Below are 26,594 nucleotides of genomic sequence, written 5' to 3' on the forward strand. Positions count from 1 at the left end.
ACATCAAGAAAATGTTTCCTAGAACAATACATGCAGTTACACTTGAAGGTTTTCTAATAAAGTTAACTCTGTTTGTGTTTGGACTCCAATTAAACAAATCAATTAACTAGCAACTTGAATTAATTAACTATCAACCAAAATATTTTCAAAAGACCTCTATGAGAAAAGTATATCGTCTCATGTTTGTGCTGCACTTTCTGGCACTAAACACTTATGCGCAGGAAAAGTTTCCATTCAATAATCCTAATCTAACGACTGAGCAGCGTGTCAACGATCTAGTATCAAGAATGACTGTCGATGAAAAAATCAGCCAGCTGATGGATTCTTCACCAGCTATTGAACGCCTTGGTGTACCCGAATACAACTGGTGGAACGAATCACTACACGGTGTTGCCCGTGCAGGATACGCAACGGTTTTTCCACAATCAATTTCAATCGCCTCTTCGTGGGACCGTCAGTTAATTTTTGATGTAGCCAGTGCCATTTCTGATGAAGCACGTGCCAAACATCACGAATATTTAAGAAGAGGCCAACACGGCATGTATCAGGGATTAACATTTTGGTCACCGAACATCAATATTTTTCGTGATCCGCGATGGGGACGCGGACACGAAACGTATGGTGAAGATCCGTTTCTTACCGGCCAGTTAGGACTTAATTTCGTAAACGGTCTTCAGGGTACGAATGAAAAATACCTGAAAGTTATTGCTACCGCTAAACACTTCGCTGTTCACTCAGGTCCTGAACCGTCACGCCACGAGTTCAATGCAGAAACCAGTGATATCGATCTTTATGAAACTTATCTTCCTGCCTTTCGTACTTTGGTAAAAGAGGGGCATGTATATTCTGTAATGGGTGCTTATAACCGTTTTAGAGGTGAGTCTGCAAGTGCCAGCCCGTTTCTGTTCAATATTCTTCGAAATGTGTGGGGATTTAATGGTTATATCGTATCAGACTGCGGTGCTGTTACCGATATCTGGAAACACCATAAAATTACCAGTGATGCTGCTACTGCCTCCGCACTTGCTGTAAAGGAAGGCCTGGATTTGGAATGCGGAAGCAGTTATAAATCATTAAAAGAAGCTCTTGACCGTAAATTACTTACTGAAGCTGATATTGACATTACTTTAAAACGTTTGTTCACCGCCCGTTTCAAATTAGGGATGTTCGATCCGGAGGAAATTGTGCCTTATGCTCAGATTCCGTATTCGGCAAACAACAACTCTGCTCATGATTATCTGGCGCGTGTGGCTTCTCAAAAAAGTATTGTGCTTTTGAAAAACCAAAATCAGACACTTCCTCTTTCAAAAAACATCAAAACTATTGCCGTAATTGGACCGAATGCCAACGATGTGCAGTCCTTATGGGGTAATTACAGCGGTATTCCGAGCAATCCGGTTTCTGTATTAAAAGGAATCCAGAACAAGTTGGAACCTAACACCAAGGTTTTATACGCAAAAGGAACCGATCTGGCAAAAGGAGTCCCAGCCATGAAAGTCATTCCGTCCATTTATTTTCAGAATGAAAACGGTACACAAGGCTTAACAGCCGAATATTTTGACAATTCTAAATGGGAAGGGAAACCGCTTTTTACCCGTACAGATGACAATATTGATTTTCACTGGGATATCGACACACCGGATTCCCGTATGAAAATGGGTAATTACAGTGTGCGATGGACTGGTTATCTTGTAGCTCCAAAATCCGGAACTTACAATATCACCGAATGGTCAAAACCTTTTATGACTGTGGAAATTGAAGGCGGAAAAAATACCGGAGGAAAAAACAATCACCACCCGCGCATTCGTCCACAAAAAATTCAATTAGAAGCCGGAAAAAAATATAAAATCGAGGTTAAATACCAAAATTTCTACGGTGATGCAATAGCACAGCTTTTATGGGCTGAACCGGAAGAAAACATATTACAGGAAGCTGTTCAGACAGCAAATCAGGCAGACGCTGTGGTATTGGTTTTGGGTTTAAATGAACGCCTTGAAGGAGAAGAAATGAAGGTAGAAGCAGATGGTTTTGAAGGTGGAGACCGTACGAGCCTTAACTTACCCGCTAATCAGGAAGAGCTTATGAAAGCGATGATTGCAACCGGAAAACCAGTAATTCTGGTTTTAATAAACGGAAGCGCACTTTCAATCAATTGGGCCAACGATAATGTACCTGCAATCTTAACCGCAGGATATCCGGGGCAGCAAGGCGGTAATGCAATTGCAGATGTACTTTTTGGTGACTACAATCCAGCTGGGCGACTTCCGGTGACTTATTATAAATCGGTTGATCAGCTTCCGGCTTTCGAAAATTATAATATGAAAGGCCGTACGTATCGTTATTTTGATAAAAAACCATTGTATCCATTTGGATTTGGTTTAAGCTATACCAAATTTAAGTACAGCAATTTAAAATTCCCGGCGAGTCCGTCTTCTGAAAAAGATTTTGAAGTTTCGGTTGATGTAACCAATATCGGCGAACGTGACGGAGATGAGGTAGTTGAATTGTATTTAAAAGATGAAAAAGCGTCGACACCCCGTCCGATAATTCAACTGGAAGGTTTCGAGCGCATCAGCCTGAAAAAAGGAGAATCAAAAACGGTTCGTTTTACCATAAGTCCAAGACAATTGTCATTGATAAACAATAAAGGACAAAGGGTAATTGAACCGGGATGGTTTACCCTTTCAGCAGGTGGAAAACAGCCTGACGGTTCTGACGACACCCAAAACGGACGATTTAAAATTAACGGTAAAGCAGTTTTACCTGAAAGATAGTTTATAGTTTAAGTTTATTTTTAGTTTAATGTGCAAAACCTTTACCCTTTCGTAAGGGTTTTGTTTTTATATTACTAACCCGTTGGATGTAATTAAAGTTTAAGTGCCACCCTGAGCGGAGTCGAAGGCTTATAAAACGAAAAGGGCTTAGACTAAAGTTTATCCTGAACGAAGCCGAGCGGACTCAGCTGGCACTTATTTTTCAATTTCCTTATTAACTATTTACAAATATTCATTTCAAATAATCTGTTAAGGATAAAAATCCTATTTTTACACTTGTGAAACTTACAAACGCCATATTATCAATCCTTATCCTGATACTTTCATGTATGCCTTGTGCGGACATGGAGGCAAATAGTTTTACACAAAAAAAAGCTGAATTGGCATCAAAGCATGATAATCATTCACACAATAAAGAAAATGATTTGTGTTCACCTTTTTGTATCTGCAGTTGCTGCGGTTCACAAATGGCAAGTTATTCACAACCTGTAGCAATAGATTTTCCAATACTTTCTAAAGGTATCAAAAAACAATTGCCAACCTACCAATCTATTCTTTCTTCCAGTTTCTGTGGAAGTATCTGGCAGCCGCCTCAAATAGTATAATGATGCCCGGGTAATTTCGGGTTAGAAAGCTGTGCTTTGGCACGAACAATGGCAAATATTCTATTTGCCTATTTCTAATACATTATACATTTTTCAAATGTTAGACAAGATTATACAATTCAGTATAAAGAATAAATTCGTTATACTGCTTTTTACCCTTGTGCTTTTGGCCTGGGGCAGTTATTCCATCAAGCAATTACCGCTGGATGCCTTACCTGATGTGACCAATAATCAGGTACAAATTATTACCACCGCTCCTACTCTTGCCAGTCAGGAAGTCGAGCAGTTAATCACTTATCCTTTGGAACAGGCTGTAAAAACCATTCCTAAAGTAATTGAGCTGAGAAGTATTTCACGTTTCGGGCTTTCGGTCGTAACGGTTGTTTTCAAAGATGAAGCTGATATTTATTGGGCCAGGGAGCAGATTTTTCAACGACTAAAAAAAGCTGAAGAAAACATTCCAAAATATGCCGGTTCTCCTGAATTAGCACCAATTACGACAGGCCTTGGCGAAATTTTTCAGTATGATGTATATGCCAAAAAAGGTTACGAAAACCAATATGACGCCGTAAAACTGAGAACCATTCAGGACTGGATTATTATTCCTCAGCTGCAGGGTGTCGAGGGCATTGCCGAAGTAACCAGCTGGGGCGGCAAACTAAAACAATACGAAATCGCCGTTGACCCTAATACCCTCAACAGTCTGGGAGTTACCATTACAGAGATTTTTGAAGCTTTAGAAAAAAACAATCAAAATACAGGCGGGGCTTATATCGAAAAAGACGAATATGCGTATTTCATCCGTGGAGTCGGAATAGCATCGGGAATCACCGATCTGCAGAATGTAGTAATCAAAAACCGAAATGGAGCACCTGTTTTGGTTCGTGATGTGGCTACTGTACGGGAAGGCATTGCCCTGCGTTATGGAGCCTCAACCAAAGACGGCAAAGGTGAAATAGTAAGTGGATTGGCTCTAATGCTCAAAGGCGAAAACTCAAGTGCTGTGGTGGAAAGAGTAAAAGAAAGAATGGAGCAGATCAACAAATCCCTGCCCGAAGGCGTTGTTGCCGAGCCCTTTATTGACAGAGGAAAACTGGTGGATAACGCCATTGGAACGGTGACCAAAAACCTCGTAGAAGGAGCATTAATCGTCATATTCGTGCTGATATTATTCCTCGGAAACCTTCGTGCCGGATTAATCGTTGCTTCGGTAATTCCATTATCAATGCTTTTTGCCGTGATACTGATGAACTATTTTGGCATTAGCGGCAATTTAATGAGTCTCGGAGCAATTGATTTCGGAATTATAGTCGATGGAGCGGTAATTATTGTCGAAGCCACGATGCATCATTTGGCAAAACTTAAACGACAAAAGGAACTGACTCAGGAAGAAATGGACAGCGAAGTGTATTTATCGGCATCCAAAATCAGAAACAGCGCTGCTTTTGGAGAAATCATCATTCTGATTGTGTATCTGCCCATCTTAGCATTAGTAGGAACCGAAGGAAAAATGTTCAAACCCATGGCAATGACCGTTGGATTTGCCATTATCGGAGCTTTCGTACTCTCATTGACTTATGTACCAATGATGACTTCATTATTTTTATCCAAAAAGACGGAGCATAAAACTAATTTCAGCGACAGAATGATGGCTTGGTTTGAAAGCAAATATACCCCGATTCTGAACAAAGCACTGGAATTGAAAAAAACGGTTCTTTTGGTTTCAGTAGGTCTATTTGCATTAGCTTTCTTTACTTTTCAAAATATGGGAGGTGAATTTATACCCACAATAGAAGAAGGCGATTTGGCCATCAATGCCACGATTATGACAGGAAGTTCTTTGAGTCAGATGGTAGCAACAACCACTAAATACGAGAAGATTTTGAAAGCTAAATTCCCTGAAATCAAAACCATTGTATCAAAAATAGGAAGCGGTGAGATTCCAACGGATCCAATGCCTATCGAAAGTGGTGATTTAATTATTGTGCTGAAAGATAAAAGTGAATGGGTTTCGGCCGATAATTGGGAAGATTTAGCCCATTTGATGAAAGAAGAAATGGAGGCAATTCCAGGTGCCAACATCGAAATTTCACAGCCTATTCAGATGCGCTTTAACGAATTGATGACAGGAAGCAGAAGCGATATCGCCATCAAGATTTTTGGTGATGATCTGGAAGTTTTAGACAACAAAGCAAAAGAACTTATCGGAAAAATCAGTTCCATTGACGGAATTGGTGATTTGAAAGCCGATAAAGTAACGGGACTGCCTCAAATTACGGTGAAATATGATTATCACAAAATTGCTCTGTACGGATTGAATATTAGCGATATCAATCAAATTATCCGTTCCTCATTTGCCGGAGAAAGTGCCGGGAAAATTTATGAGCAAAACAAGCGTTTCGACATTGTAGTCCGACTCAATAAAGACAATCGGGCAGATATTTCAGATGTAAACAATTTGTTTATTCCGCTGCCTAACGGACAGCAGATTCCGCTTTCGCAGGTAGCGTCAATCAGCTACGAACAAGGTTCTGTTCAGGTGGCTCGTGAAGATGGAAAACGACGAATTACAGTTGGTTTAAACGTCCGCGGTCGTGATATCAAAAGTGTGGTCGAAGAAATTCAGGAGAAACTGCAGACCAGCTTTAAGCTTCCAGCGGGTTACTACGTTACTTATGGAGGGCAGTTTGAAAACCTGATTGAAGCCAACAAAAGACTTTCGGTAGCGCTTCCTATTGCTTTGGGATTGATAATGGTTTTGCTGTATTTTACATTCAACAGCATCAAGCAGTCGTTACTGATTTTTACTGCCATTCCACTTTCGGCGATTGGAGGCGTTTTTGCGCTTTGGTTACGCGGTATGCCTTTCAGTATTTCGGCAGGAATTGGTTTTATTGCCTTGTTTGGTATTGCTGTTTTAAACGGAATAGTACTGATATCTTATTTCAATCAGCTCAAAACGGAAGGAATTACTGATCCGCTGCAGCGCGTTTTAATTGGAACCAAAACGAGATTACGCCCCGTATTAATGACGGCCGCTGTGGCATCTTTAGGATTTATGCCAATGGCACTCTCAACAAGCGGTGGTGCTGAGGTGCAGAAACCTTTGGCAACCGTGGTTATCGGCGGATTACTTTCCGCAACATTACTGACGCTGATTGTACTGCCAATACTTTATTTGTTATTCGAGAACAGAATTAAAAGAAAAAACACAATGAAAACGCCAATAATTACAATAATCGTTTTACTGATAAGCACTTTTTCTTTTGCTCAAAATACTCAAAAAGTAACTTTGGAAGAGGCCGTTTCATTGGCAAAAAACAATAACGCCACACTGAAAATAGCCGATAAAGAAATCGAAAAACAAAACGCTTTGAAGAAAACGGCTTTTCAGCCCGATCCTTTGCAGATTCAGTATCAGGGCGGGCAGTTCAATAGTGCCGATTACGATCATAACGTTTCTGTACAGCAGTATTTTCCCATTGGAAAAATAACGAAAGCCAACAGACAGCTGCAGGAAGAACTGACAAAATTAGCAGAAAAAAACAAAGCCATCTCAGAATATGAGATTGAAAAAGCGGTGACTTTATCCTATTATCAATATCTATACGGTGTTGAACTGCAAAAGCTGAACAACGAACTGAATGCCATTTATACCAAATTTCTTAAGAATGCGGAGCTTCGTTTTAAGACAGGAGAAAGCGGCAACATTGAAGTGATCAGTGCCAAAGCCAAAGTAAAGGAAATAGAAACCATCAAGGCACAGATTGAATACGATTTGGTTATTTACCAAAAGCAGTTACAGTATTTTGTACAAAGTGATAATGCCGTCATTCCTGATACAGCTGCTGATTTGCAGTACAAAACGGCAATTAAGACTGAAGTTTCAGTTGCAGAAAATCTGGTAAACGATTATTATTCACAGCAGATTTTGGTTAACCAAAAAGAAACCGATGTGTTTAAAGCACAGAAAATGCCCAAATTAGGAGTTGGTTATTTTGCCCAAACGATTGACACCCAATCCTTATTTCAGGGATTTACGGCGGGTTTGCAGATTCCTCTGTTTGGCGGTGTAAATTCGGCTAAAGCCAAAGCATCTGAAATCAGTGTTTCACAATCGCAAATGCTGTTGGACAGAAATAAATTAGCGCTGAAACTGAAAAAAGAAGAACTGCAGAATGAATTTGACAAACAGCAAAAAGCATTACAATATTATCAAAACGAAGGGTTGGAATATGCGGACCAAATTATCAATACGGCTCAAAAAAGCTATGCCAATGGCGATATGAGTTATTGGTCGTACATCAGTTTTCTGAATCAGGCTATTGATATCAAAAAACAAAATGCCGAAGCAGTTCATTTGTACAATCAAAGTGCCATAGAGCTGCAGTTTCCATCCATTTCTAACAATTAATTTATCGTAAAAATGAAGAATATAATAGTTAATAAAACAACTCTATTGCTGCTTTCCTTTTTCCTTTTTATTTCCTGCGGTGAAAAGAAAACAGAGGAAGAACATGCCGAAGAAAAATCAGAAACCGAAGTAGCATTAACCGAAAAACAAGCCCAAACCATCGGAATTGAAACCGGAAGTATTGAAATGAAAAACCTCAATACCATCATCAAAGCCAATGGTTATACAGCTGTACCGCCACAAAACAGAGCAGATATTTCTACACTGATTGGCGGGGTAGTTAAAGATATTTTTGTTTTGGAAGGAACATTTGTAGCAAAGGGTAAAACTTTGGCAACCATTCAAAATCTCGAGGTTTCTGAAATGCAGGAAGAATATCAGTCGGCAGTGGCAAATATTGAATATCTCGAGCAGGAATTCAAACGCCAAAAAACGCTGAGTGAAGAAAATGTCAATCCGCGAAAAACGTTTCAGGAAGTAAAATCAAAACTCGCTTCAGAAAGAGCAAAAGCACAGGCAGCCAAAAATAAATTGCAGGCACTGAATGTAAATCCAAAAGGCAGTACTTCTCTGGTTCCGATTATCGCTCCAATCAGCGGTTATGTGGGTAAAATTAGCATTACCAAAGGCACATTTGCAGAAACTGGCGTAACTTTGTTTGAAGTAGTTGATAACAGCCAGATGCACCTCGATTTGAATGTATTCGAAAAGGATTTAGGCAAAATCTCTATTGGTCAGGAAGTTGATTTCATATTGACGAACCAATCGAATAAAACCATCAAAGGCAAAATATTTGGGATCAACAAATCATTTTCCAACGAAAGTAAAACCGTTGCTGTTCATGCTAAAATCAATCCGGGCAATACCAAAGATTTAATTCCGGGAATGTATGTTGCGACAAATATCAATATTTTGAATCAAACCGTTCCGGCGCTTCCAAAAGAGGCAATTGTAAAAAATGGGGAAAAGTATTTTATTTATATTGAAGAATCTGGACACGAAGAAGCAGCAAAAAAAGAAGAAACACATAAGGAAGGAGAAGGAACTCATAAAGAAATTCACTTTAAAGCCATTGAAGTTGCAGTTGGAACCACCGATTTGGGCTATACCGAAGTAAAACTGATTGAAGAACTCCCTTCTGATGCTAAAATTGTGATCAAAGGCGCTTATTATCTGTTATCACAATCAAAAGGTGGCGGAGAACACGAACATTAAACACTGAAAACATGGGACATACACACCAACATGATGCAGAGACCAAAGAGTCTTGTTGTACCGAAGAACAAAAAATCCGTATCCAAACGGACACACATGATTGTGGTTGTTCTTCCAAAAAACAAAAGCATACAGATCATGAGGGACATGACCATAGCCATAATGCAAATGAAAGCACCTTCAAAATGTTTCTCCCTTCTATTATTTCTTTGGTATTGTTGTTAATTGCTATAGTTTTAGACAATTATTTTACACCAATTTGGTTTAGAGACTGGATACGAATAGCTTGGTATATTGTCACTTATATTCCTGTTGGCTTTCCTGTTATTAAAGAAGCAATTGAAAGTATTAGGTATAAAGATCTTTTTTCTGAATTCCTGTTGATGGTAATTGCTACTGTTGGGGCGTTTGCCATTGGTGAATATCCCGAAGCGGTGGCTGTGATGCTTTTTTATTCTGTTGGAGAAGTTTTTCAGGCTTTGGCAGTAACAAAAGCGAAAACGAATATTAAATCTTTATTGGATCAACGGCCGGATGAAGTTACTATTTTAGTCGGTCCTGACCCTAAAATCATAAAAGCTTCAGACGCTACAATTGGCGATGTCATCCAGTTGAAAGCAGGCGAAAAATTAGGTTTAGATGGAGAATTAATTTCTGATACTGCTTCCTTCAATACCGCTGCTTTGACAGGGGAAAGCAAGCCGGATACCAAATCTAAAGGAGAAACTGTTTTAGCCGGAATGATTAACCTGAATAAAGTTTCTCAGGTAAAAGTTACTGCAGCGTATAACGACAGTAAACTTTCAAAAATTTTAGAATTGGTACAAAATGCTACAGCGCAAAAAGCACCAACCGAATTATTCATCAGGAAATTTGCTAAAATCTACACCCCAATTGTAGTTCTGCTGGCTGTTTTGATTACGTTCCTGCCTTATTTGTTCGTAGCCGATTATGCTTTTTCAGATTGGCTTTACCGAGCCTTAATATTTTTGGTTATCTCCTGTCCTTGTGCGTTGGTGATCTCTATTCCGTTAGGTTATTTTGGTGGAATTGGAGCTGCAAGTAAAAATGGTATTTTGTTCAAAGGCAGTAATTTTCTTGATGCAATTGCTACCATTCAGAATGTGGTGATGGACAAAACAGGAACCATGACAGAAGGCGTTTTCAAAGTACAGGAAGTTGTTTTTGATCCACAATTTGATGAAAAGGAAATGCTGCAAATGGTAAATGCTTTGGAAAGTCAAAGTACACATCCCGTTGCGACTGCGATACATGAATATGTGGGAAAAATTGATACTTCTATTAAACTCGAAAAAGTGGAAGAAATCCCAGGACAAGGACTAAAAGCAATCATTAATGGAAAAAGTCTTTTGGTTGGTAACTTTAAGTTGATGGATAGTTTTTCTATTCCTTATGATATTAATCCAAATTCGATAGTTTACACGGTGATAGCAGTTGCTTATGATAAAAAGTTTGTCGGCTATTTAACTATTGCCGACAGCATTAAAGAAGATGCTCAGATAACTATTGAAAAACTAAAAGCCCTGAATGTAAAAACCACTATGCTTAGCGGTGATAAAAATACAGTGGTACAATTTGTGGCTCAAAAACTCGGAATTGCAAATGCTTTTGGCGATTTACTCCCGGAAGATAAAGTCAATAAAGTAAAAGAGATAAAGGCTAAAAATGAAACCGTTGCCTTTGTTGGCGATGGTGTAAATGATGCTCCGGTTATTGCTTTGAGTAACGTTGGTATTGCCATGGGCGGACTCGGAAGCGATGCTGCCATTGAAACTGCGGATGTGGTAATTCAGGATGACAAACCCAGTAAAATAGCGATGGCAATTGATATTGGAAAACAGACCAAGAAAATAGTCTGGCAAAACATAGTGCTTGCTTTCGTTGTAAAAGCAGCAGTTTTAATTCTGGGGGCCGGTGGTTTGGCAACTATGTGGGAGGCCGTTTTTGCTGATGTTGGAGTGGCCTTATTAGCTATTTTGAATGCTGTCAGGATTCAACGAATGAAGTTTTAATTTCTATTTCGTTATTTTTTTAAACCCTTAAAAGTCTTGACTTTGAGGGTTTTGTTTTTATCCTAATAATTATATAACAGAAGATTTAAATTTTATAAAAGGAATATAGACAAGCGTTTTTTAATTTATATTATCCTTTAAAAAGAGGAACTGCAAACACTAAAAATCAACTGAATAATCTTTAAAATACAGAATCATGGTTGAGAAAAATTATGATCCGGACAACGAAAACTGTCCTGAGAAAGACATGGTAGAAAATATTCGGAATTTAAAAATCAATTCTGAAAAGAATAAAAATACCCAGACTGTTGAAGAATTTATAAACGACAGCCCAAATCACGTTCCGAATAAAAATAAACTGAATACACCTGATTCAGATTATAACGAAGAAAAAAATTAATAGATAAAACAAAAGGCATACATTTTTACAACGTATGCCTTTCTTATTTCATGAGAAGGTTTATTATTTTATAGCACCAATAATATCATATTTGGTAATGATATGGTGATGTCCGTTTTTTAAATCAACCAAAACAGCATCATTTTCTTTGGTAAACAACTTCGAAACTTCTTCAATCGGAGTGCCCAATTGTACAATCGGGAATGGTTTGCCCATTACTTCTTTGATTGGCTTTTCTGCAACATTTTTATCGGCAACATAACTTCTGAACAAATCGGTTTCATCCACAGAACCTACAAAACCCGTGATATCCACTACCGGAATCTGTGAAATTTTGTATTTACGCATACGCTCGATAGCATGCGAAACCAGTTCTTCTGTACGCACTACGATCAGTTCTTTATCGATATGGTCCTTGATAACGTCTTCTGCTTTTGTAACATTTTCATCCAGAAAACCACGTTCACGCATCCAGTCATCATTAAACATTTTACCTACGTAGCGGCTTCCTGAATCATGAAATAATACTACGACAACATCATCAGGTTTAAAATGTTCTTTTAGCTGCAGCAATCCTTTTATGCAAGCTCCTGCTGAGTTTCCAACAAAAATAGCTTCTTCAAGAGCAATTTTTCTGGTATAAACGGCTGCATCCTTATCAGTTACTTTTGTAAATCCGTCAATTAGCGAAAAGTCAACATTTTTTGGCAAAATATCTTCTCCGATTCCTTCGGTGATGTATGAGTAGATTTCGTTCTCATCAAAGATTCCGGTTTCATGATATTTTTTAAAAACGGATCCATAAGTATCAATTCCCCAGATTTTAATATTCGGGTTTTTCTCTTTTAAATATTTTCCAACACCCGAAATTGTTCCGCCTGTTCCTACTCCTACCACAAAATGAGTGATTTTACCATCTGTCTGTTTCCAGATTTCAGGGCCGGTTTGCTCGTAATGTGCCAGAGAATTAGATAAATTATCATATTGGTTTACGTACCATGAATTTGGAGTTTCTTCGGCCAGACGTTTTGAAACCGAATAATACGATCTCGGATCAGTTGGTTCTACATCGGTAGGACAAACGACTACTTTGGCACCTACGGCACGCAAAATATCCATTTTTTCTTTGGATTGTTTATCTGAAATTACACAAATCAGTTTATACCCTTTTATGATAGCCACAAGTGCCAGTCCCATTCCGGTATTTCCTGATGTTCCTTCAATTATGGTTCCGCCAGGTTTTAAGCGTCCGTCAGCTTCGGCGTCTTCTACCATTTTCACGGCCATTCTGTCTTTAACAGAATTCCCGGGATTAAAAGTTTCGACTTTTGCCAGTACCAAAGCATCAATTTCAGCAACCACCTTATTCAGTTTTACTAATGGTGTATTGCCAATGGTTTCTAAAATAGTATTTGAAAAGTCCATTTTTTATTTAAGTTTAATTATACTTTTAGATAACTCCTATTGAAAGAAATTCCAAACCAAACCAAATCGGATCACGAAATCACGATACGGATTATTGGGAGCAGCGTAATAATTACTTTGTGAAAAAGCGGAATTAAAATGTTCTGCTTTTAAGTAAATTCGGGTCTGACGGATTCTTGCATTCAGGAAAAAGTCAAAGACCGGATAGTTTCCGATTTTTTTGGTATCCTGCACAAAAAATTCTCCAATAACCGGATTGTAATCATTTCCGTAGTATTCTGTAAAATAACTAAAAATAATTCCAGTCTGAAGATAAAGTGCTTTTTTAAAGAAGTGAGACGAATAATAAAAAGTGTTTCTGGTAACAAAATCAGGAACATTTAAAATCTGATCTGACTGTGTTACTTTTTGAAACAAAAGTGTATTATCGAAACCGAAATCACCAAATTTGAATTCTCTTCCTGCTTTAATAGATAGGTAATTAATCGTACTGCCGTATTGTGCCGGATTTATAATTTGGGTATTTACCGCCTTTTGGGCATCTGTAGAAACATCTTCAAAATACAAATGATCGTTTAAAACAGTATACTGAACCTCCCCATTAAGCCATGGTGTGTAAATCTTCCCACTAAACGAATTGATTTTTTCGTTCTTAAAATCATTGCCCCAATTGTACTGGATGTAGCTGCTCTGGTAAAGTTCATAATTGTTATTTGGCAGTTTGCTTATGTTTTGGTAACGAAAATCGAATTGGATTTTTTCATTTAAATTATATTTCAGTTTAGCATCTAAATCTGAAATTGTTTCTTTTGTAATGGATCTTGTAAACAAAAACGTTCCGTTCCATTTATTTTTCTGGTATTCGTATTGCCCTCCAATATTATTAACTTCTCTGTATAAATTATCATTGACAGCAACATTCCCGTCATTATCAAGAATGATACGATAATATTTATAATTTGAACGGTAATCATCGATAAAGAAATTAAATTTTCCCAACAATGTGTTTTCGTAAGTCAATCCTACTTTATTGTATAATTTTTCAAAATGAGTCTGATCTTTAATATTGCTGGTCACATAAGACTCCCCAAACCTTTGTACGGATCTGCCTTCTACAGTTGACAAAACGGTTGGCTGCTTGTATTCAAAAAATTTATTTTCAAAGTTGAACTGATGTGTAACGTATAAATTATTGCTCGCTTCCTTAGGATTAACCCTGAAAGCGTGGTCAAAAAAGAGTCTGTTCCCTTTTAAGAAAGATTCAGCATCCGTAAGGTAAACTTCAAGTCGCTGACGATTCTTATAATCCGGATTTCCGCTTTCAAAATCATCCGGCGTTGTAATTCCGCCATTCTCTTCATTCAGGATATCCTGATACGCATAATGCAGATATAAAATATAACGCTTATCAGTGGTATTATAACTTGCCCCGATTCTAAAATTCCCGACACTGGTAAGCTGGTTAATGTATTTCCCTTCAGATCTTAATCCTCTGTAGGCCCCGAAAAAGTTAAGATTTTTAGAAGTATTCAGGGTAATAAACGAATCTACATTTTGTCCTTTTCCCATAGTTGTATTAAAGAACAATTCGGTCAAAGGCGTTGCTACATGGTAATAATTAATTTCTTCCGCGTATAAATAATCAAAGTGCTTTCCAAGAAAACCTATATCCGGAAAAGGAGAAAAATTAGTTAAGCTGTATTGTAACGTATTGTAAGGCTGACCAATATTCGCAAAAGGCAAAAGCCCAAAGTTATCCTTTCTTAAATAGTTATGTCTGTAATCGCTTTTTAAGGTTAATGACGTATCTACAATCGTGGTATCGTGTTCTATAGTAACAATTTGATACTGATCGATTTTAGCTACAAGTGCTTTTTTCTTTTTTACCGTATCCGTAATACTCGAATATTGCGAATTCATATCTAAACTCTTTTTTGGAGCTCCTCCCTGAGAAAACAATAAAGATGGTACAACTAATAGATATAGAAAAAAAAGTATTCTCATTTGATAACGGTATGTATGTAAAGATTTTGACAAAATGATAAAGCAAAGGTAAATTATAAATATGTATAAATAAAAAAACACATCAATTTATACGATTGCTTTAGCAAATAGAATGAGAACGTATATTTTTACAGAAAATTTTATAATATTTGTCGTTTAAAATTCAAAGAAATGCTTCAGAAAAATTTTTCAGGATTTGTTTTTGAAACTGGGACCGATGAAGCCGGAAGAGGCTGTCTGGCTGGTCCGGTAACTGCTGCAGCTGTAATTTTGCCTGCTGAATTTGAACACTCTTTTTTAAATGACAGTAAACAACTCTCCGAAAAAATAAGAGAATCTTTGAAACCTATCATTGAAGAAAATGCCATTTGTTTTGCCGTTACTCATTTGCACCCTGAAGAAATAGATGAAATAAATATTCTGAATGCTTCTATGAAAGGGATGCAGGAATGTATTTTGAAATTAAATCAGACTCCTGAATTTATTATCGTAGACGGAAACCGCTCTCTGAATGCAAAACTGGGTTTAAAAAACACTTTCGGCAAACAATTTTCTACAACAGAAATCGAATTGCTAAAATCTATTCCGAACCAAAGTATCATAAAAGGAGATTCCAAGTTTTTGAGTATTGCAGCGGCTTCTGTTTTAGCAAAAACTTATCGTGATGAATATATGGACAAAATTCACGAAGAGTTTCCGATGTACAACTGGAAAAAAAACAAAGGTTATCCAACCAAAGAACATCGTGAAGCCATTAAAAAATATGGCCCTACCAAATACCACCGAATGAGTTTCAGACTCTTGCCGGAGCAATTGGAGCTAGATTTTAGCTCCTCTACAAATTAAATATACCAGCATAACACAACAACGATTATGCCGGTAAATTATTGATTCTTATTGAGTTTTCGCCTTAACATCCGAAATTCCTATTGAAAAACGGTAACCAAATTGTAATTGATAAAAAGCTTCATTCGTATCCGAATTATTAAAAGTTCTAAATCTCAAAAAGATAGCTTGCTTTTTTTCTTTCCCAGGGTGATAATAAACTTCTGCCTCATTTTTAAAAACATTAAAAGCACCTGGAGCATCAAAATTTGGAATTTTGTTATAATTCATATAACTATATTTGGAATACTCCAAAGAATAATTGAATCCAAAATTATTAAAACGTTTAAATTCAAATGTTACACCTCCACCTAGTCCAAGTCCCTGAATGCTTTTAAATTCATCGTCTATTTTTATATCAGAAATTTGATATCGTACTGGAAAATAAAAAATTGTCCGGAATGGCAATTCTTTAGCAAATTTAAAATTGATAAGATTTACTTTTGTCCCCATTTCTAAATAGGCTTTTTGCAATAGGTCTAAACTATTTTTAATACCTAGATTTGAATTAGGCAGAATAACTGTTTCTACCCCTCTCAACTCTTCTTCTATTCTCGAAAAATTAACATATGGTGATATTTTATCTAATATTCTAAAATCTACTGGGGATTTATAAAGTAAGAAAGGAACAACATAAAAATCTCCTTTCCCTTGCAATTGTACTATGCCATTAGGCGAATCGGCAAATAAACCCAGAAAATCTGTATAAGCTCTTAATTCCACAACATTTTGTAAACTGGTATCTTCTTTTATTTCATATTTAATAGAAGAATCTTTATTTAAAAAATCCCCATTTTCTTTTTTGGTAGGAAAATCAAAAGTGATATCATTCGGAATAAAATTATAGCCAGGCCTTGACACATACATCAACACATCAGACAATCGAATTTTTAAATCTTCAGAATTCTTAAAACTGACAATTCCATTTTGATTGATAAAATGTTTAAAAATTAGAAAATTCCTAGGCGCATTATTAGAATATCTTAATATACTTACTGGAATCCTATTTTCAAATAATAATTCTGAGCCACTTTCATCAAATACAAAAACTTTTATATCAGTAAAGAAACCTTCTTGAATTTCGAACGTTATCCTTTTAAATTTATAAAATTTACCTGCAATTTTAAATTCTTTATTATAAAATTCAAATCTTTGATTTTCTTTTGGAATTATTATATCTCCTAAATACGATTCACTTTCTTGTTTTAAAATAGTTTTAAGAATATCATTTACTTCCTTATTATTTGTTAGTTTAGATTCTTCCAAAATTTGATCTTTTCCAAAATACAAATATGTCTTAGGCTCCTCAACAGTACCTTTACTATCTGTTATTGTTGACTCTGAGACACTATATTCATGATTAAAAAGATCATTTATTGTTTTTTCTGGAATTCCTTTGTCCAAATATACCTTTTTATAATTTTCGAATAAAAGGTAAATATTGTTAAGTTCTTTTTTTTCTTTTTGAACTTCAATGAGTTTTTCTGAAAGTTCATTAGCTTTTACAGGATCTGTATTTGTCGAAATTTCAGCAATAAACTTATTAAGCTCTTTCTCTTTTTCTGTAAACTCTTTGTTTTTTTTATCGAAATTTTCAGATATTTTTTTAATATCTATAGTAGCCTGAGCTAAATCCGTTTCTGAATACTGTGCAAAACCAGTAAACCAAAATAACAGTAGAATAATGAGTAGTTTTTCTTTCATATCAAAAGTTTGTTAATTAATATTCATCTAATCTCTGCAAATAAAATAATTAACATTGTTTTTTTAACAAGTATAAACCCCTGTTTTGTTTTATTCGATAAGATAATGTTCTTAGTATAAATTATAATCAACAAAAAAGGCTCATCAAAATTGACAAGCCCTTCATTAACTAAAGAATCTATTATACTAAAACTGATATTTATATCCAAAATCAGGTGAAAAACCAATTTGGTCTTTTTGGCTTACACTATTAGTTACCCTATTATATTCTAAAGCAAAAATATTGGTGTGATTGGTGACATTTTGCAAATCGATATAAAACTGATGAAATCTCTTTTTGGTTTTACTGTTGATTTTAAATCCAAACTTCACATCTAATCTTAAATACGGATCATATTGCTGACTAAATGCATTGGCATCGTCCTTTATTTCGTAGCCTGCATCCATAGAGGCTTCCAAATCAACAGGAGTATAATAGCGTCCTCCGGCTGTGGTAAATTTAGTATCAATAGAAAAAACATTTGTTCTTGCTTTACCTACTTTGAATTCTTTTCCGCCTAATGCATTAAATACATATCCATTATTAAAAGGAGAATTTCTTTCGATTCCATCACTTCCCTTATATTTACTTTCGAAAAGAGAAGTCGTAAGCAAACAATAATATCCATCACTAAAAGATTTTTCAAGAGTAAACTCGATTCCCTGATTAAACCCTTTTCCATTACTTACCAAAGAAGTTTTATCAATAGAGTAACCATAATCTGCTCCTTCTGTCAAAGAAGAATAGCTGCTCGGAAACGATTCTATACCTGCTTTAGCAATATCCTGATAATAGACTTCTACTTTCCCTCTCCATCTTTTTGCAATTCTTATATCATATCCTAAAACAAAATGCTGGCTTTGCACTAAATCTAAATCTTTATTGGTTTGCGTCGGAATCCCATTTACATTTTCGTTCAAAAACAAAATCGGCACAGGCACATTTTGATGATGGATTCCGTAACCAAAATTGATACTGTTTCTTCCATTGATAGCATAAGAAAATGCTAATCTTGGCTCAACTGCAAATTCTTCGTTTATTGAAAAATACTGACCGTGTATGCCTCCATTAAAAGTAAGTTTTTCAGTCAATCGAAACTGCGCCTGCGCATAAGGCTGAACAATATTGTAATTGGCTCTGGTGGAAATAAGCTGTACTAAATCGGGATAGCCATCACCATCATTATCCTGCTGTCTGTCCCTTGATGCTACATTGGCATCGAGATTGTAATTTTCAAAAAGCAATCCCGTTCTGAGGGTTATCTTTTTATTTATTTTTGAATTGAATAAAGTCGAAAATGTGATTCTGTTTTCGTTATTATCATTATCCTGAAAACGCAATTTATTTTCATCAGGAGTACCATAGTCATAATAACGGTCATTTTTATAGGTATTCGCCGAATTTGCAAATCCTATAATTGTTTTTAAATAAGAATTGTCCCCGATATCCAGATTGTGTTTTAATCCGACAGAAGTAAAATCAGAAGTTACATAGCCGTCTTCATCTTTAGCGGCAAATGGGTCATCTGTATCAATATCTTCTCCCAAAAAATCAATATTTGAAGCTCCGTAAATTCCGAAAATAGAGAAGTTGCCTATTTTATGTTTCCCAAAATCAACATTAAAACTAATATCGTGATAATTGGGTTGTGCAGCAGTTCCCGCCAAACCAGTAACCCCTACAAATCCATAACGCGCAGCGGCGAGAAAAGAACCGCCGGTTTTACCTAAAGGTCCTTCTGCCATGGCTTCTACCCCAGGATATGCTCCTACGCTCACCATATATTCGTATTCATCGGGATTTCCTTTTCGAAATCCCAGATCAAAAACACCCCCAATTGCGTTTCCGTATTCAGCAGGGAAAGCTGAGGTTAAAAAATCTGAATTTGCCAAAAGATTCGGATTTAATGCCGAAACAGGTCCGCCTGTAGTGGCTAAAGTCGCAAAATGATTTGGATTCGGAACCGGAATTCCCTCTACACGCCACAACATTCCTGAAGGCGAATTTCCTCGAACTACAAGATCATTTCGGGTATCATCTCCTGTTGAAACTCCGGCAAAATTAGATACTAAACGCGCTACGTCACTTCTTCCTCCTGAAAAACGGCTTACTTCTTCGGGACTAAATTGTTTCGTTGAAACTATCGCCATTTTGTTAATAGGCTTGGATTTGTTAGAACCGGAAGAAACTACGATTTCATCAAGCGTATTAAACTTTTCAATCATTGAAACTGTTATCAGGACATCTTTTCCAGAAGTTACATCTATGTCAGAAACAGAAGTGCTTTCATAGCCAATAAGAGTAATACTTAGGTTTTGCCGTCCTGTCGGTACGTTTAGAATTTTAAAAACACCCTGTTCATCGGAGGTTTCCTGAATGTTTTCGGAACCAATTAATTCGATTACAGCACCAGAAAGAGGTTTTTCAGATTGTTTGTCAATTATTTTTCCCTTGACAACTCCGGTCTGGGCATAGAAACCCAGGCTAAAAAAACTTAAAAAAATCAGAAATATACTTTTCATTTTTATTTTGCATTACAGTTATAAAAGCAAAAGTAAAAAGCCGAAATTTCTTAAAAATTGACTTGAGTTAAGATTTACTGTTTAAAGTTATACGGGTTCTGATCCGGCTTAAACTTTCTGGTTTCACACCCAAATAACTGGCAATGTGCTTGAGAGAAACCCTTTCGACTACTTTTGGGCAATATTTTACAAAACGCAGATATCGCTCTTCGTGAGAAAGCAGCGACATTGCCATATTTCTTCCGGTTAAACCTTTGATAGTCCTTTCCATCATAATCCGAAGAAAGGAATTGAATACGGGATATTCTGAAACCAATTTTTCGAAATCGCTTTTATAAACCAGATAGAGCACACAATCTTCTAAAGCTTCTATATTTTGCAAAGATGGTTTTCCGTATAAAAAGCTTTCAAAGTCAGCATACCAGTCATTTTCGAAGAAAAAATTACCTGTTGATTCTACTCCGTCAACCATGTAATAATAACGAATACAGCCTTCGGCAATGAAAATTCCGAAATTACAAAAATCACCTTCTACCAAAAGATGTTCGTTTTTTTTAATTGTTTTTAACCGCAGTATATTTTTAAAAGCTATACTTTCGTTTTCGTTACAATCAATTAATCGCGATAAATCTGTAATGACACTTTGCATCGTTTAAAGACTTTAGAAACTTGTTTTTAATATTTTAAAAACTTATAACTGAAACTATTAAGGAAAATTGTTCCAAAAATTCTTATTAAACAAAAATATGCAATTTACATCAATACAGAACTATCTGACAATGAGTATTTAATAAAATTTAATACTGCTGATTTTTAGTCAAATGAATTCTAAGTATTCGCTAAAATTTAAAAGCTATTTTAAGCAATTCATTATTTTTTGCTTTTTAAAAACTCAGCAAATTGTTTGGTATCATAATAAAAAGGTCTGATTGAAGTAATTTTTCCGTCTTTTAATTCAAGATGCTCAGAGATTGGCATTGAAAGTGTCTTGCCTGATTTTTTAGACTTGCTGTTGATGGTAAAATAAATAATGACTTCGTTTTTGGATGCATCACTAAAATAAACAGGTTCTTTTTCTATCTGCAAATCGAATAATTCAGCAGATTTTGCAAACATTTTACTCCATTCATTAAAGCCTTTATAAGTTCCTCCATAAGGCAAACCTTCTGCCTGATTATAAACAGCTCCGTCTTCGATTAAAAAAGCTATGGTATTCAAATCCCTCGTTTTAAAAAGGCTTTCAAAATATTTTGCAACGACTTTCAAGTTATCTTCTTCCAGATTTCTTAAAACATCTGCCTCAGACAAAGTTGCATCTTTATTCCAAAAACTAATTATTTTGCTGACTTGTCCTTTTCCGTTTAATCGGGCAAACTCACGGCCTCCCATTAACAGTTTATTTTTAGAATCCTGAATTTTCCAGTCCCAGGATACATAATTGTCTTTTACGATTTTTGGTCCTGAGGTTAATACCGCATCAGGATATTTTTTATAAAACTCATTAATCACATTATTAAATGCGGTAATCCCTTTTATTGAAGCCGAAGGATCTTCAAAAGTACTATCCTCAAGCCAAATTATTTTTATCATTTTTAGCCTTGCATCGCTGTTACGTTCCTGCCATACTTTTTCATAAACCGTAACCGGATATAATTTATCCTTCTTTTGAGCCAAAAGACCATTAAAAATAAAAAGGAAACAGATAAAGTAAATTTTTCTCATAGTCAGACAGATTAGATTAATAAAGCTTGTAAAGAATGTATACTCTCAAATTTAGCACAAATACGCAAAAGAATTGCAATACATCTATAATTTACTATCCATTCAAAATCCTTTATTTTATCAAATCAATTTTACATTTTTTCTATAGATTTGAATTAAAAAATTGCTTTCTGCCTAAAAACTTAGACCGGTTTTATAGTGTTAAGAACATTTTTATTTTAAAAAATTGGTCTTATTATTCCATAAATTAAATAAAAAAAAGAATTTCAAATACAAAAGGAGACAGCAATTATGAATCGCTATCTCCTTGAATTTTTACTGCTGCTTCTATTTTAAAACCTCTCTTTAAATAAATTCAGCTTCGAATAACTCTGTAAGATGTTTAATGATTTTAGCTTTTACTTCTTCTTCATCTACTTTTTCAACACCAAGTTCTACGTGTAAAGAAGTAACTCCTTTTCCGCGAATACCACACGGAATGATATTGTCGAAATAACCTAAATCAACATTTACGTTTAAAGCAAATCCGTGCATGGTAACCCAGCGCGAAGCACGAACGCCCATTGCGCAGATTTTACGTGCAAACGGAGTTCCAACACCCAGCCAGACACCGGTTTCTCCGTCGCTTCTGCCCGACTCTAAACCGTATTCTGCTAAAGTCAAAATAATAGATTCTTCAAGAAAACGTAAATACTTATGAATATCGGTAAAGAAGTTTTCTAAATCCAGAATCGGATAACCCACAATTTGCCCGGGACCGTGATACGTAATATCGCCCCCACGGTTGATTTTGTAAAAAGTCGCTCCTTTGGCTTCGAGCTGTTTTTCGTTTAATAATAAGTTTTCCAGATCACCGCTTTTTCCTAAAGTATACACATGCGGATGCTCCACAAACAATAAATAATTTGGTGTTGGCAGATCAAGTTCTTCCCTTCTGTTTTTGATTTTTAAATCGACTATATCTTTGAAAATTTCTTCCTGATATTCCCAGGTCGATTTGTAATCTTTTTTGCCCAGATCCTGAAGTTGGATTTTTTTATTCATTTTGTTTATTTTTCAAACTCAACATCAAAGTTCAGTTTGTCGGGATTCTCCATATAATCCGTGAAAGAGTATTGAATTGTAATTGTTTTTCGGTCTTCGCTGAATAAAGCGGCCGGATTTGAAACTTTCTTTATTTTTTTTGGAAAGTGATATTTTAAAATATAATTAGACGATGCAAAAATCATTTTTGACATGTCTGCAGCCGTATCTTTTGCTTTTGCTGCCAGCTTTTGCTGATCGATTACCGCTTTTCTTGAAAATTTCTTTCCGTCGTAAGTGTAATTTAATTTACTGCCATTATCTGCAAAATTACTGCCAAGAGGGTTAGCGCCCGCTCCTCCTTCCAGCTTTTGAAGTGTACTGATTGTCTGCAAAATATCCTGAAGTTCATTAACATTTTTAAAATCTGTTGAAAGTGTCATTAAAAACTCCTTTTTTTCAGCGTTCATTTTGCTGTTTACTACAAAATTCTCTAGTTTTTTAAGTTCTTTCTGCGCTTCAGGAGATAATTTTACGATGCTGTCTTTTTTCTGTTCAAATAATTGTTTGAAAGTGAAAGTTGTATCAATATTTTTTTTGGCATCGGCTCCCATTTGCTCGCTCATTTGATCTCCTGCCATTGCCATTAAGGAAGACCCGTCCATATCGACAGAGAATTTCCCTGTTCCGTTATCGTTGATGTAAATATTTTCAGTGAAGGTACAGCTTGTTAATGTTGCTATTAAAAAAGAAAAACTAAGTAATTTGTATAATTTCATCATGGTTAATTTTTTATCAAAGATACGAACTTTTTTAAGCTACTAAGGTGTTCTAAGATTTCAAGTTACTAAGTTTTTACAACCATATCAACACTTTTATTACTAACAACTTCCAACTAAAGCGTCTTTTAAAAACCAAATTTTCTAACCTAGCCCCGATAGAAATGGAAATCCTTTTGTGCCGGGGTTCGGTACAAAAAATTGAAATGGATAGCGGGACAAAAGATAATTTAAAAACGATTTTTCTGCTCCTAATAAAAAACATTGCTCTTTTCTAAAACTTTAGACTTTATGACTTTGCAACTTTGCGACTTAAAAACTATCTTTGCACACTTAAAAAAAGAGCACAAAATGGCATTATCAGAACAAGAAATCATCAGAAGAGAAAAACTTCAAAACTTACGCAACTTAGGAATCAATCCTTATCCGGCTAATCTTTTTCCTGTAAATCATACTTCGAAGCAGATAAAGGAAACGTTTGAGGAAGGTAAGAAGGTTATTGTTGCAGGACGTTTGATGAGTGTTCGTGATCAGGGTAAGGCTTGTTTTGCTGAGTTACAGGACAGCGAAGGACGTATTCAATTGTACGTAAACCGCGATGTTTTGTGTGAAGGTGACGATAAAACTTTGTATAATCAGGTTTTTAAAAAATTAACTGATTTAGGTGATTTTATTGGTATTGAGGGAGAATTGTTTACGACTCAGGTTGGTGCAAAATGTATTCGTGTGAGCGGTTTTACTTTCTTAAGCAAAACATTACGCCCGCTTCCGTTACCAAAAGTGGATGAAGAAGGAAACGTTCACGATGCTTTTAACGACGCCGAATTGCGTTACAGAATGCGTTATGTAGATTTAACTGTGAATCCGCAAGTAAAAGAAACTTTTATCAAACGTACCAAGTTATTTACTGCAATGCGTGGTTATTTTAACGATGCAGGATATTTGGAAGTTGATACTCCGGTTTTACAATCGATTCCTGGTGGTGCTTCGGCAAGACCTTTTATTACGCATCATAATTCGCTTGATATTCCGCTTTACATGCGTATTGCAAACGAATTATATTTGAAAAGATTAATTGTTGGTGGATTTGAAGGTGTTTATGAGTTCTCAAGAAACTTCCGTAACGAAGGAATGGACAGAACGCATAATCCTGAGTTTACCGCAATGGAAATATATGTAGCCTACAAAGACTACAACTGGATGATGGAGTTTGCTGAAGGTTTATTAGAGCATTGTGCCGTTGCTGTAAACGGTACCAGTGAAGTTACTTTTGGTGAGCACACAATCAACTTTAAAGCGCCTTATGCACGTGTTACAATGACAGATTCTATCAAACATTTTACCGGTTTTGATATCTCTGGAAAAACAGAACAGGAATTGTTTGAAGCTGCAAGAGGAATGGGAATCGAGGTTGATGAAACAATGGGTAAAGGAAAACTGATTGATGAGATTTTTGGAGCAAAATGTGAAGGAAATTACATTCAGCCAACTTTCATTACAGATTATCCTAAAGAAATGTCTCCGCTTTGTAAAGAGCACCGCGATAATCCAGATTTGACTGAGCGTTTTGAATTAATGGTTTGCGGAAAAGAAATCGCAAATGCGTATTCTGAATTGAATGATCCAATTGACCAAAGAGAGCGTTTTGAAGATCAAATGCGTTTGGCTGCAAAAGGTGATGATGAAGCAAACGGAATTATCGACGAAGATTTCTTAAGAGCACTTGAATACGGTATGCCTCCTACTTCTGGAATGGGAATTGGTATGGACCGTTTGATTATGTATTTGACAAACAATGCTTCTATTCAGGAAGTTTTATTGTTCCCGCAAATGCGTCCTGAGAAAAAACAGACAGTTGAATTATCAGACGAAGAGAAATTTATCGTTGATTTATTGCAAAAAAATGAAAACAAAATGGATCTTCAGCAATTAAAAATTACGGCGAATTTAAGCGGTAAAAAATGGGATGCGTCTATGAAAAACTTATCTAAACATGGTTTGACTAAGGTTGCTGTGGAAGGTGAGTTCAAGTTTGTGGAATTGGTGGGATAGATTTTATTACTTTTTATAAATACAAAAATCTGCATTACGTGCAGATTTTTTTGTTTTATATTTATATGAAAATTAATTTCTAAAAAAGATTTCATGTATGTAATTGATTGGGAAGCATTCCCTAAATATCTTATACCAATATCAACTTTTTTGAGTTCTTACTTAGCAATTTATTTAGCTGGATGGAAAAAAATACGGGAAATAAAAGCTGAATTAAAACACATTAGAGACTTTAAACAAATTGACCTAGATTATAAAAGAGCAGAATTTATTTATACTCAAAAGCACAATGGATACGAGAATCTACTAAAGATAATAAGTAAATACTCAACTGAAACAAGAGATCTGATTTTTGAAGATTTTGTTTTAGTTGCTTTTGAATTTAATTTTGAAAAAAATAAAAGGAGTGATAATGAACTTGATTCAAATAATGACGAAGAACTTGAATTGTTCTATGAAAAATATCGTGATAAATTTAGTTTCTTTTCAAAAAAATACAATGATTTATATCAATTATTAAATATAGAAATTCAGCCTTCAATTTTAAATTCATCTGATGAAGTATATGAAATAATTGAGAATGTAAAAAATAATTATAACTCAATATTTAAAAAATTTACAGATGATTACCTTCCCAAATTTACGACATTAACTATGGAAGAAATGGAAAAATATAATTCTGAAATAAAGTTTTTTTCTGAAAAATATCAATTATCATTTGATCAACTCAAAATTCAAATGAGAAAAGAAATAAAAGAAGAACAACAAAAAATTAACACCGCTAAAGTATATTAAAAACACAAATAATTAAATCCTATTTCAATGAATAACTCAAGAAAATACCTAAAACGAGAAAATGGTAATTCATTGAACTTTTATCAATTTGAGCAATATGAATTAGATATGCTTAAAAAAAGTGAAGATGATATCAAACACGGAAGAGTTATTTCCCAAGAAGATTTGGATATAGAAGATCTAGAATGGCTTTCAAACTAAA

18 protein-coding genes and 1 pseudogene are annotated in these 26,594 nt (G+C 35.5%); 11 read left to right on the forward strand and 8 right to left on the reverse strand.

The annotated features are described in order from the left end of the window. From AAEO57_RS20855 to AAEO57_RS04300, 7 genes and pseudogenes are all read left to right on the forward strand, one after another. A pseudogene (locus tag AAEO57_RS20855) lies at positions 1-110 on the forward strand (IS982 family transposase); the annotation flags it as partial. 48 nt (positions 111-158) lie between these two features. Next, positions 159-2,774 carry a glycoside hydrolase family 3 C-terminal domain-containing protein gene (locus AAEO57_RS04275; protein ID WP_341689835.1) on the forward strand — a complete coding sequence of 872 codons (2,616 nt, stop codon included), beginning with the start codon at positions 159-161 and terminating at the stop codon, positions 2,772-2,774. Between the two features lie 278 nt (positions 2,775-3,052). Next, positions 3,053-3,379, forward strand: coding sequence for a DUF6660 family protein (locus AAEO57_RS04280; RefSeq protein ID WP_341689837.1), 327 nt, complete (start codon positions 3,053-3,055; stop codon positions 3,377-3,379). A gap of 97 nt (positions 3,380-3,476) precedes the next feature. Continuing rightward, entirely contained in the window at positions 3,477-7,793 is a 4,317-nt protein-coding gene (locus tag AAEO57_RS04285) for a CusA/CzcA family heavy metal efflux RND transporter (protein ID WP_341689840.1), read from the forward strand. 12 nt (positions 7,794-7,805) lie between these two features. Further along, positions 7,806-9,008 (forward strand): efflux RND transporter periplasmic adaptor subunit, encoded by a 1,203-nt coding sequence (locus AAEO57_RS04290; RefSeq protein WP_341689842.1) that lies wholly within the window; start codon positions 7,806-7,808, stop codon positions 9,006-9,008. Between the two features lie 11 nt (positions 9,009-9,019). After that, positions 9,020-11,041, forward strand: coding sequence for a heavy metal translocating P-type ATPase (locus AAEO57_RS04295; RefSeq protein WP_341689844.1), 2,022 nt, complete (start codon positions 9,020-9,022; stop codon positions 11,039-11,041). A 196-nt stretch (positions 11,042-11,237) separates the two neighbouring features. Continuing rightward, positions 11,238-11,441 (forward strand): hypothetical protein, encoded by a 204-nt coding sequence (locus tag AAEO57_RS04300; RefSeq protein ID WP_341689846.1) that lies wholly within the window; start codon positions 11,238-11,240, stop codon positions 11,439-11,441. Positions 11,442-11,504: 63 nt separating this feature from the next. On the opposite strand, the gene AAEO57_RS04305 is transcribed toward AAEO57_RS04300, so the two are convergent. After that, positions 11,505-12,866, reverse strand: a complete 1,362-nt coding sequence (locus AAEO57_RS04305; RefSeq protein ID WP_341689848.1) for a pyridoxal-phosphate dependent enzyme — start codon at positions 12,864-12,866, stop codon at positions 11,505-11,507. 36 nt (positions 12,867-12,902) lie between these two features. Further along, positions 12,903-14,870: a putative porin gene (locus AAEO57_RS04310; protein WP_341689850.1), complete on the reverse strand. Its 1,968-nt coding sequence runs from the start codon at positions 14,868-14,870 to the stop codon at positions 12,903-12,905. Between the two features lie 171 nt (positions 14,871-15,041). Between AAEO57_RS04310 and AAEO57_RS04315 the strand changes: the two genes are divergently transcribed. Further along, positions 15,042-15,716 (forward strand): ribonuclease HII, encoded by a 675-nt coding sequence (locus AAEO57_RS04315; RefSeq protein WP_341689853.1) that lies wholly within the window; start codon positions 15,042-15,044, stop codon positions 15,714-15,716. 48 nt (positions 15,717-15,764) lie between these two features. On the opposite strand, the gene AAEO57_RS04320 is transcribed toward AAEO57_RS04315, so the two are convergent. The 6 genes from AAEO57_RS04320 to AAEO57_RS04345 all read right to left on the reverse strand — a co-directional run bounded on the left by AAEO57_RS04320 (position 15,765) and on the right by AAEO57_RS04345 (position 23,548). Then, positions 15,765-17,459 (reverse strand): hypothetical protein, encoded by a 1,695-nt coding sequence (locus tag AAEO57_RS04320; protein ID WP_341689855.1) that lies wholly within the window; start codon positions 17,457-17,459, stop codon positions 15,765-15,767. 186 nt (positions 17,460-17,645) lie between these two features. Then, the gene (locus AAEO57_RS04325; RefSeq protein WP_341689857.1) at positions 17,646-20,021 is read right to left on the reverse strand and encodes a TonB-dependent receptor; all 2,376 of its coding nucleotides are present in this window, start codon (positions 20,019-20,021) and stop codon (positions 17,646-17,648) included. Between the two features lie 67 nt (positions 20,022-20,088). After that, a complete protein-coding gene (locus tag AAEO57_RS04330) occupies positions 20,089-20,670 on the reverse strand; it encodes a Crp/Fnr family transcriptional regulator (RefSeq protein WP_341689860.1) in 582 nt (193 codons plus the stop codon). A gap of 221 nt (positions 20,671-20,891) precedes the next feature. Further along, a complete protein-coding gene (locus AAEO57_RS04335) occupies positions 20,892-21,743 on the reverse strand; it encodes a nuclear transport factor 2 family protein (protein ID WP_341689862.1) in 852 nt (283 codons plus the stop codon). 345 nt (positions 21,744-22,088) lie between these two features. Further along, positions 22,089-22,787, reverse strand: a complete 699-nt coding sequence (gene lipB / locus AAEO57_RS04340; RefSeq protein ID WP_341689864.1) for a lipoyl(octanoyl) transferase LipB — start codon at positions 22,785-22,787, stop codon at positions 22,089-22,091. A gap of 5 nt (positions 22,788-22,792) precedes the next feature. Then, entirely contained in the window at positions 22,793-23,548 is a 756-nt protein-coding gene (locus AAEO57_RS04345; protein ID WP_341689866.1) for a hypothetical protein, read from the reverse strand. A gap of 348 nt (positions 23,549-23,896) precedes the next feature. Here AAEO57_RS04345 and lysS point away from each other — a divergent pair, with 348 nt between their 5' ends. The 3 genes from lysS to AAEO57_RS04360 all read left to right on the forward strand — a co-directional run bounded on the left by lysS (position 23,897) and on the right by AAEO57_RS04360 (position 26,593). After that, a complete protein-coding gene (gene lysS, locus AAEO57_RS04350; protein ID WP_341689868.1) occupies positions 23,897-25,597 on the forward strand; it encodes a lysine--tRNA ligase in 1,701 nt (566 codons plus the stop codon). A 93-nt stretch (positions 25,598-25,690) separates the two neighbouring features. After that, positions 25,691-26,392 carry a hypothetical protein gene (locus tag AAEO57_RS04355; RefSeq protein WP_341689870.1) on the forward strand — a complete coding sequence of 234 codons (702 nt, stop codon included), beginning with the start codon at positions 25,691-25,693 and terminating at the stop codon, positions 26,390-26,392. Positions 26,393-26,419: 27 nt separating this feature from the next. Next, the gene (locus AAEO57_RS04360; protein WP_341689872.1) at positions 26,420-26,593 is read left to right on the forward strand and encodes a hypothetical protein; all 174 of its coding nucleotides are present in this window, start codon (positions 26,420-26,422) and stop codon (positions 26,591-26,593) included. The last annotated feature ends 1 nt before the right edge of the window (position 26,594 follow it).

Source organism: Flavobacterium calami, assembly GCF_038290035.1.
Taxonomy (GTDB): domain Bacteria; phylum Bacteroidota; class Bacteroidia; order Flavobacteriales; family Flavobacteriaceae; genus Flavobacterium; species Flavobacterium calami.

Bases quoted from the DNA above. Each gene is read 5' to 3' on its own strand.
- AAEO57_RS04275 (WP_341689835.1), top strand. From the start codon at position 159: ATGAGAAAAGTATATCGTCTCATGTTTGTGCTGCACTTTCTGGCACTA.
- AAEO57_RS04285 (WP_341689840.1), top strand. From the start codon at position 3,477: ATGTTAGACAAGATTATACAATTCAGTATAAAGAATAAATTCGTTATA.
- AAEO57_RS04290 (WP_341689842.1), top strand. From the start codon at position 7,806: ATGAAGAATATAATAGTTAATAAAACAACTCTATTGCTGCTTTCCTTT.
- AAEO57_RS04295 (WP_341689844.1), top strand. From the start codon at position 9,020: ATGGGACATACACACCAACATGATGCAGAGACCAAAGAGTCTTGTTGT.
- AAEO57_RS04300 (WP_341689846.1), top strand. From the start codon at position 11,238: ATGGTTGAGAAAAATTATGATCCGGACAACGAAAACTGTCCTGAGAAA.
- AAEO57_RS04305 (WP_341689848.1), bottom strand. From the start codon at position 12,866: ATGGACTTTTCAAATACTATTTTAGAAACCATTGGCAATACACCATTA.
- AAEO57_RS04310 (WP_341689850.1), bottom strand. From the start codon at position 14,870: ATGAGAATACTTTTTTTTCTATATCTATTAGTTGTACCATCTTTATTG.
- AAEO57_RS04315 (WP_341689853.1), top strand. From the start codon at position 15,042: ATGCTTCAGAAAAATTTTTCAGGATTTGTTTTTGAAACTGGGACCGAT.
- AAEO57_RS04320 (WP_341689855.1), bottom strand. From the start codon at position 17,459: ATGAAAGAAAAACTACTCATTATTCTACTGTTATTTTGGTTTACTGGT.
- AAEO57_RS04325 (WP_341689857.1), bottom strand. From the start codon at position 20,021: ATGAAAAGTATATTTCTGATTTTTTTAAGTTTTTTTAGCCTGGGTTTC.
- AAEO57_RS04330 (WP_341689860.1), bottom strand. From the start codon at position 20,670: ATGCAAAGTGTCATTACAGATTTATCGCGATTAATTGATTGTAACGAA.
- AAEO57_RS04335 (WP_341689862.1), bottom strand. From the start codon at position 21,743: ATGAGAAAAATTTACTTTATCTGTTTCCTTTTTATTTTTAATGGTCTT.
- lipB (WP_341689864.1), bottom strand. From the start codon at position 22,787: ATGAATAAAAAAATCCAACTTCAGGATCTGGGCAAAAAAGATTACAAA.
- AAEO57_RS04345 (WP_341689866.1), bottom strand. From the start codon at position 23,548: ATGATGAAATTATACAAATTACTTAGTTTTTCTTTTTTAATAGCAACA.
- lysS (WP_341689868.1), top strand. From the start codon at position 23,897: ATGGCATTATCAGAACAAGAAATCATCAGAAGAGAAAAACTTCAAAAC.
- AAEO57_RS04355 (WP_341689870.1), top strand. From the start codon at position 25,691: ATGTATGTAATTGATTGGGAAGCATTCCCTAAATATCTTATACCAATA.
- AAEO57_RS04360 (WP_341689872.1), top strand. From the start codon at position 26,420: ATGAATAACTCAAGAAAATACCTAAAACGAGAAAATGGTAATTCATTG.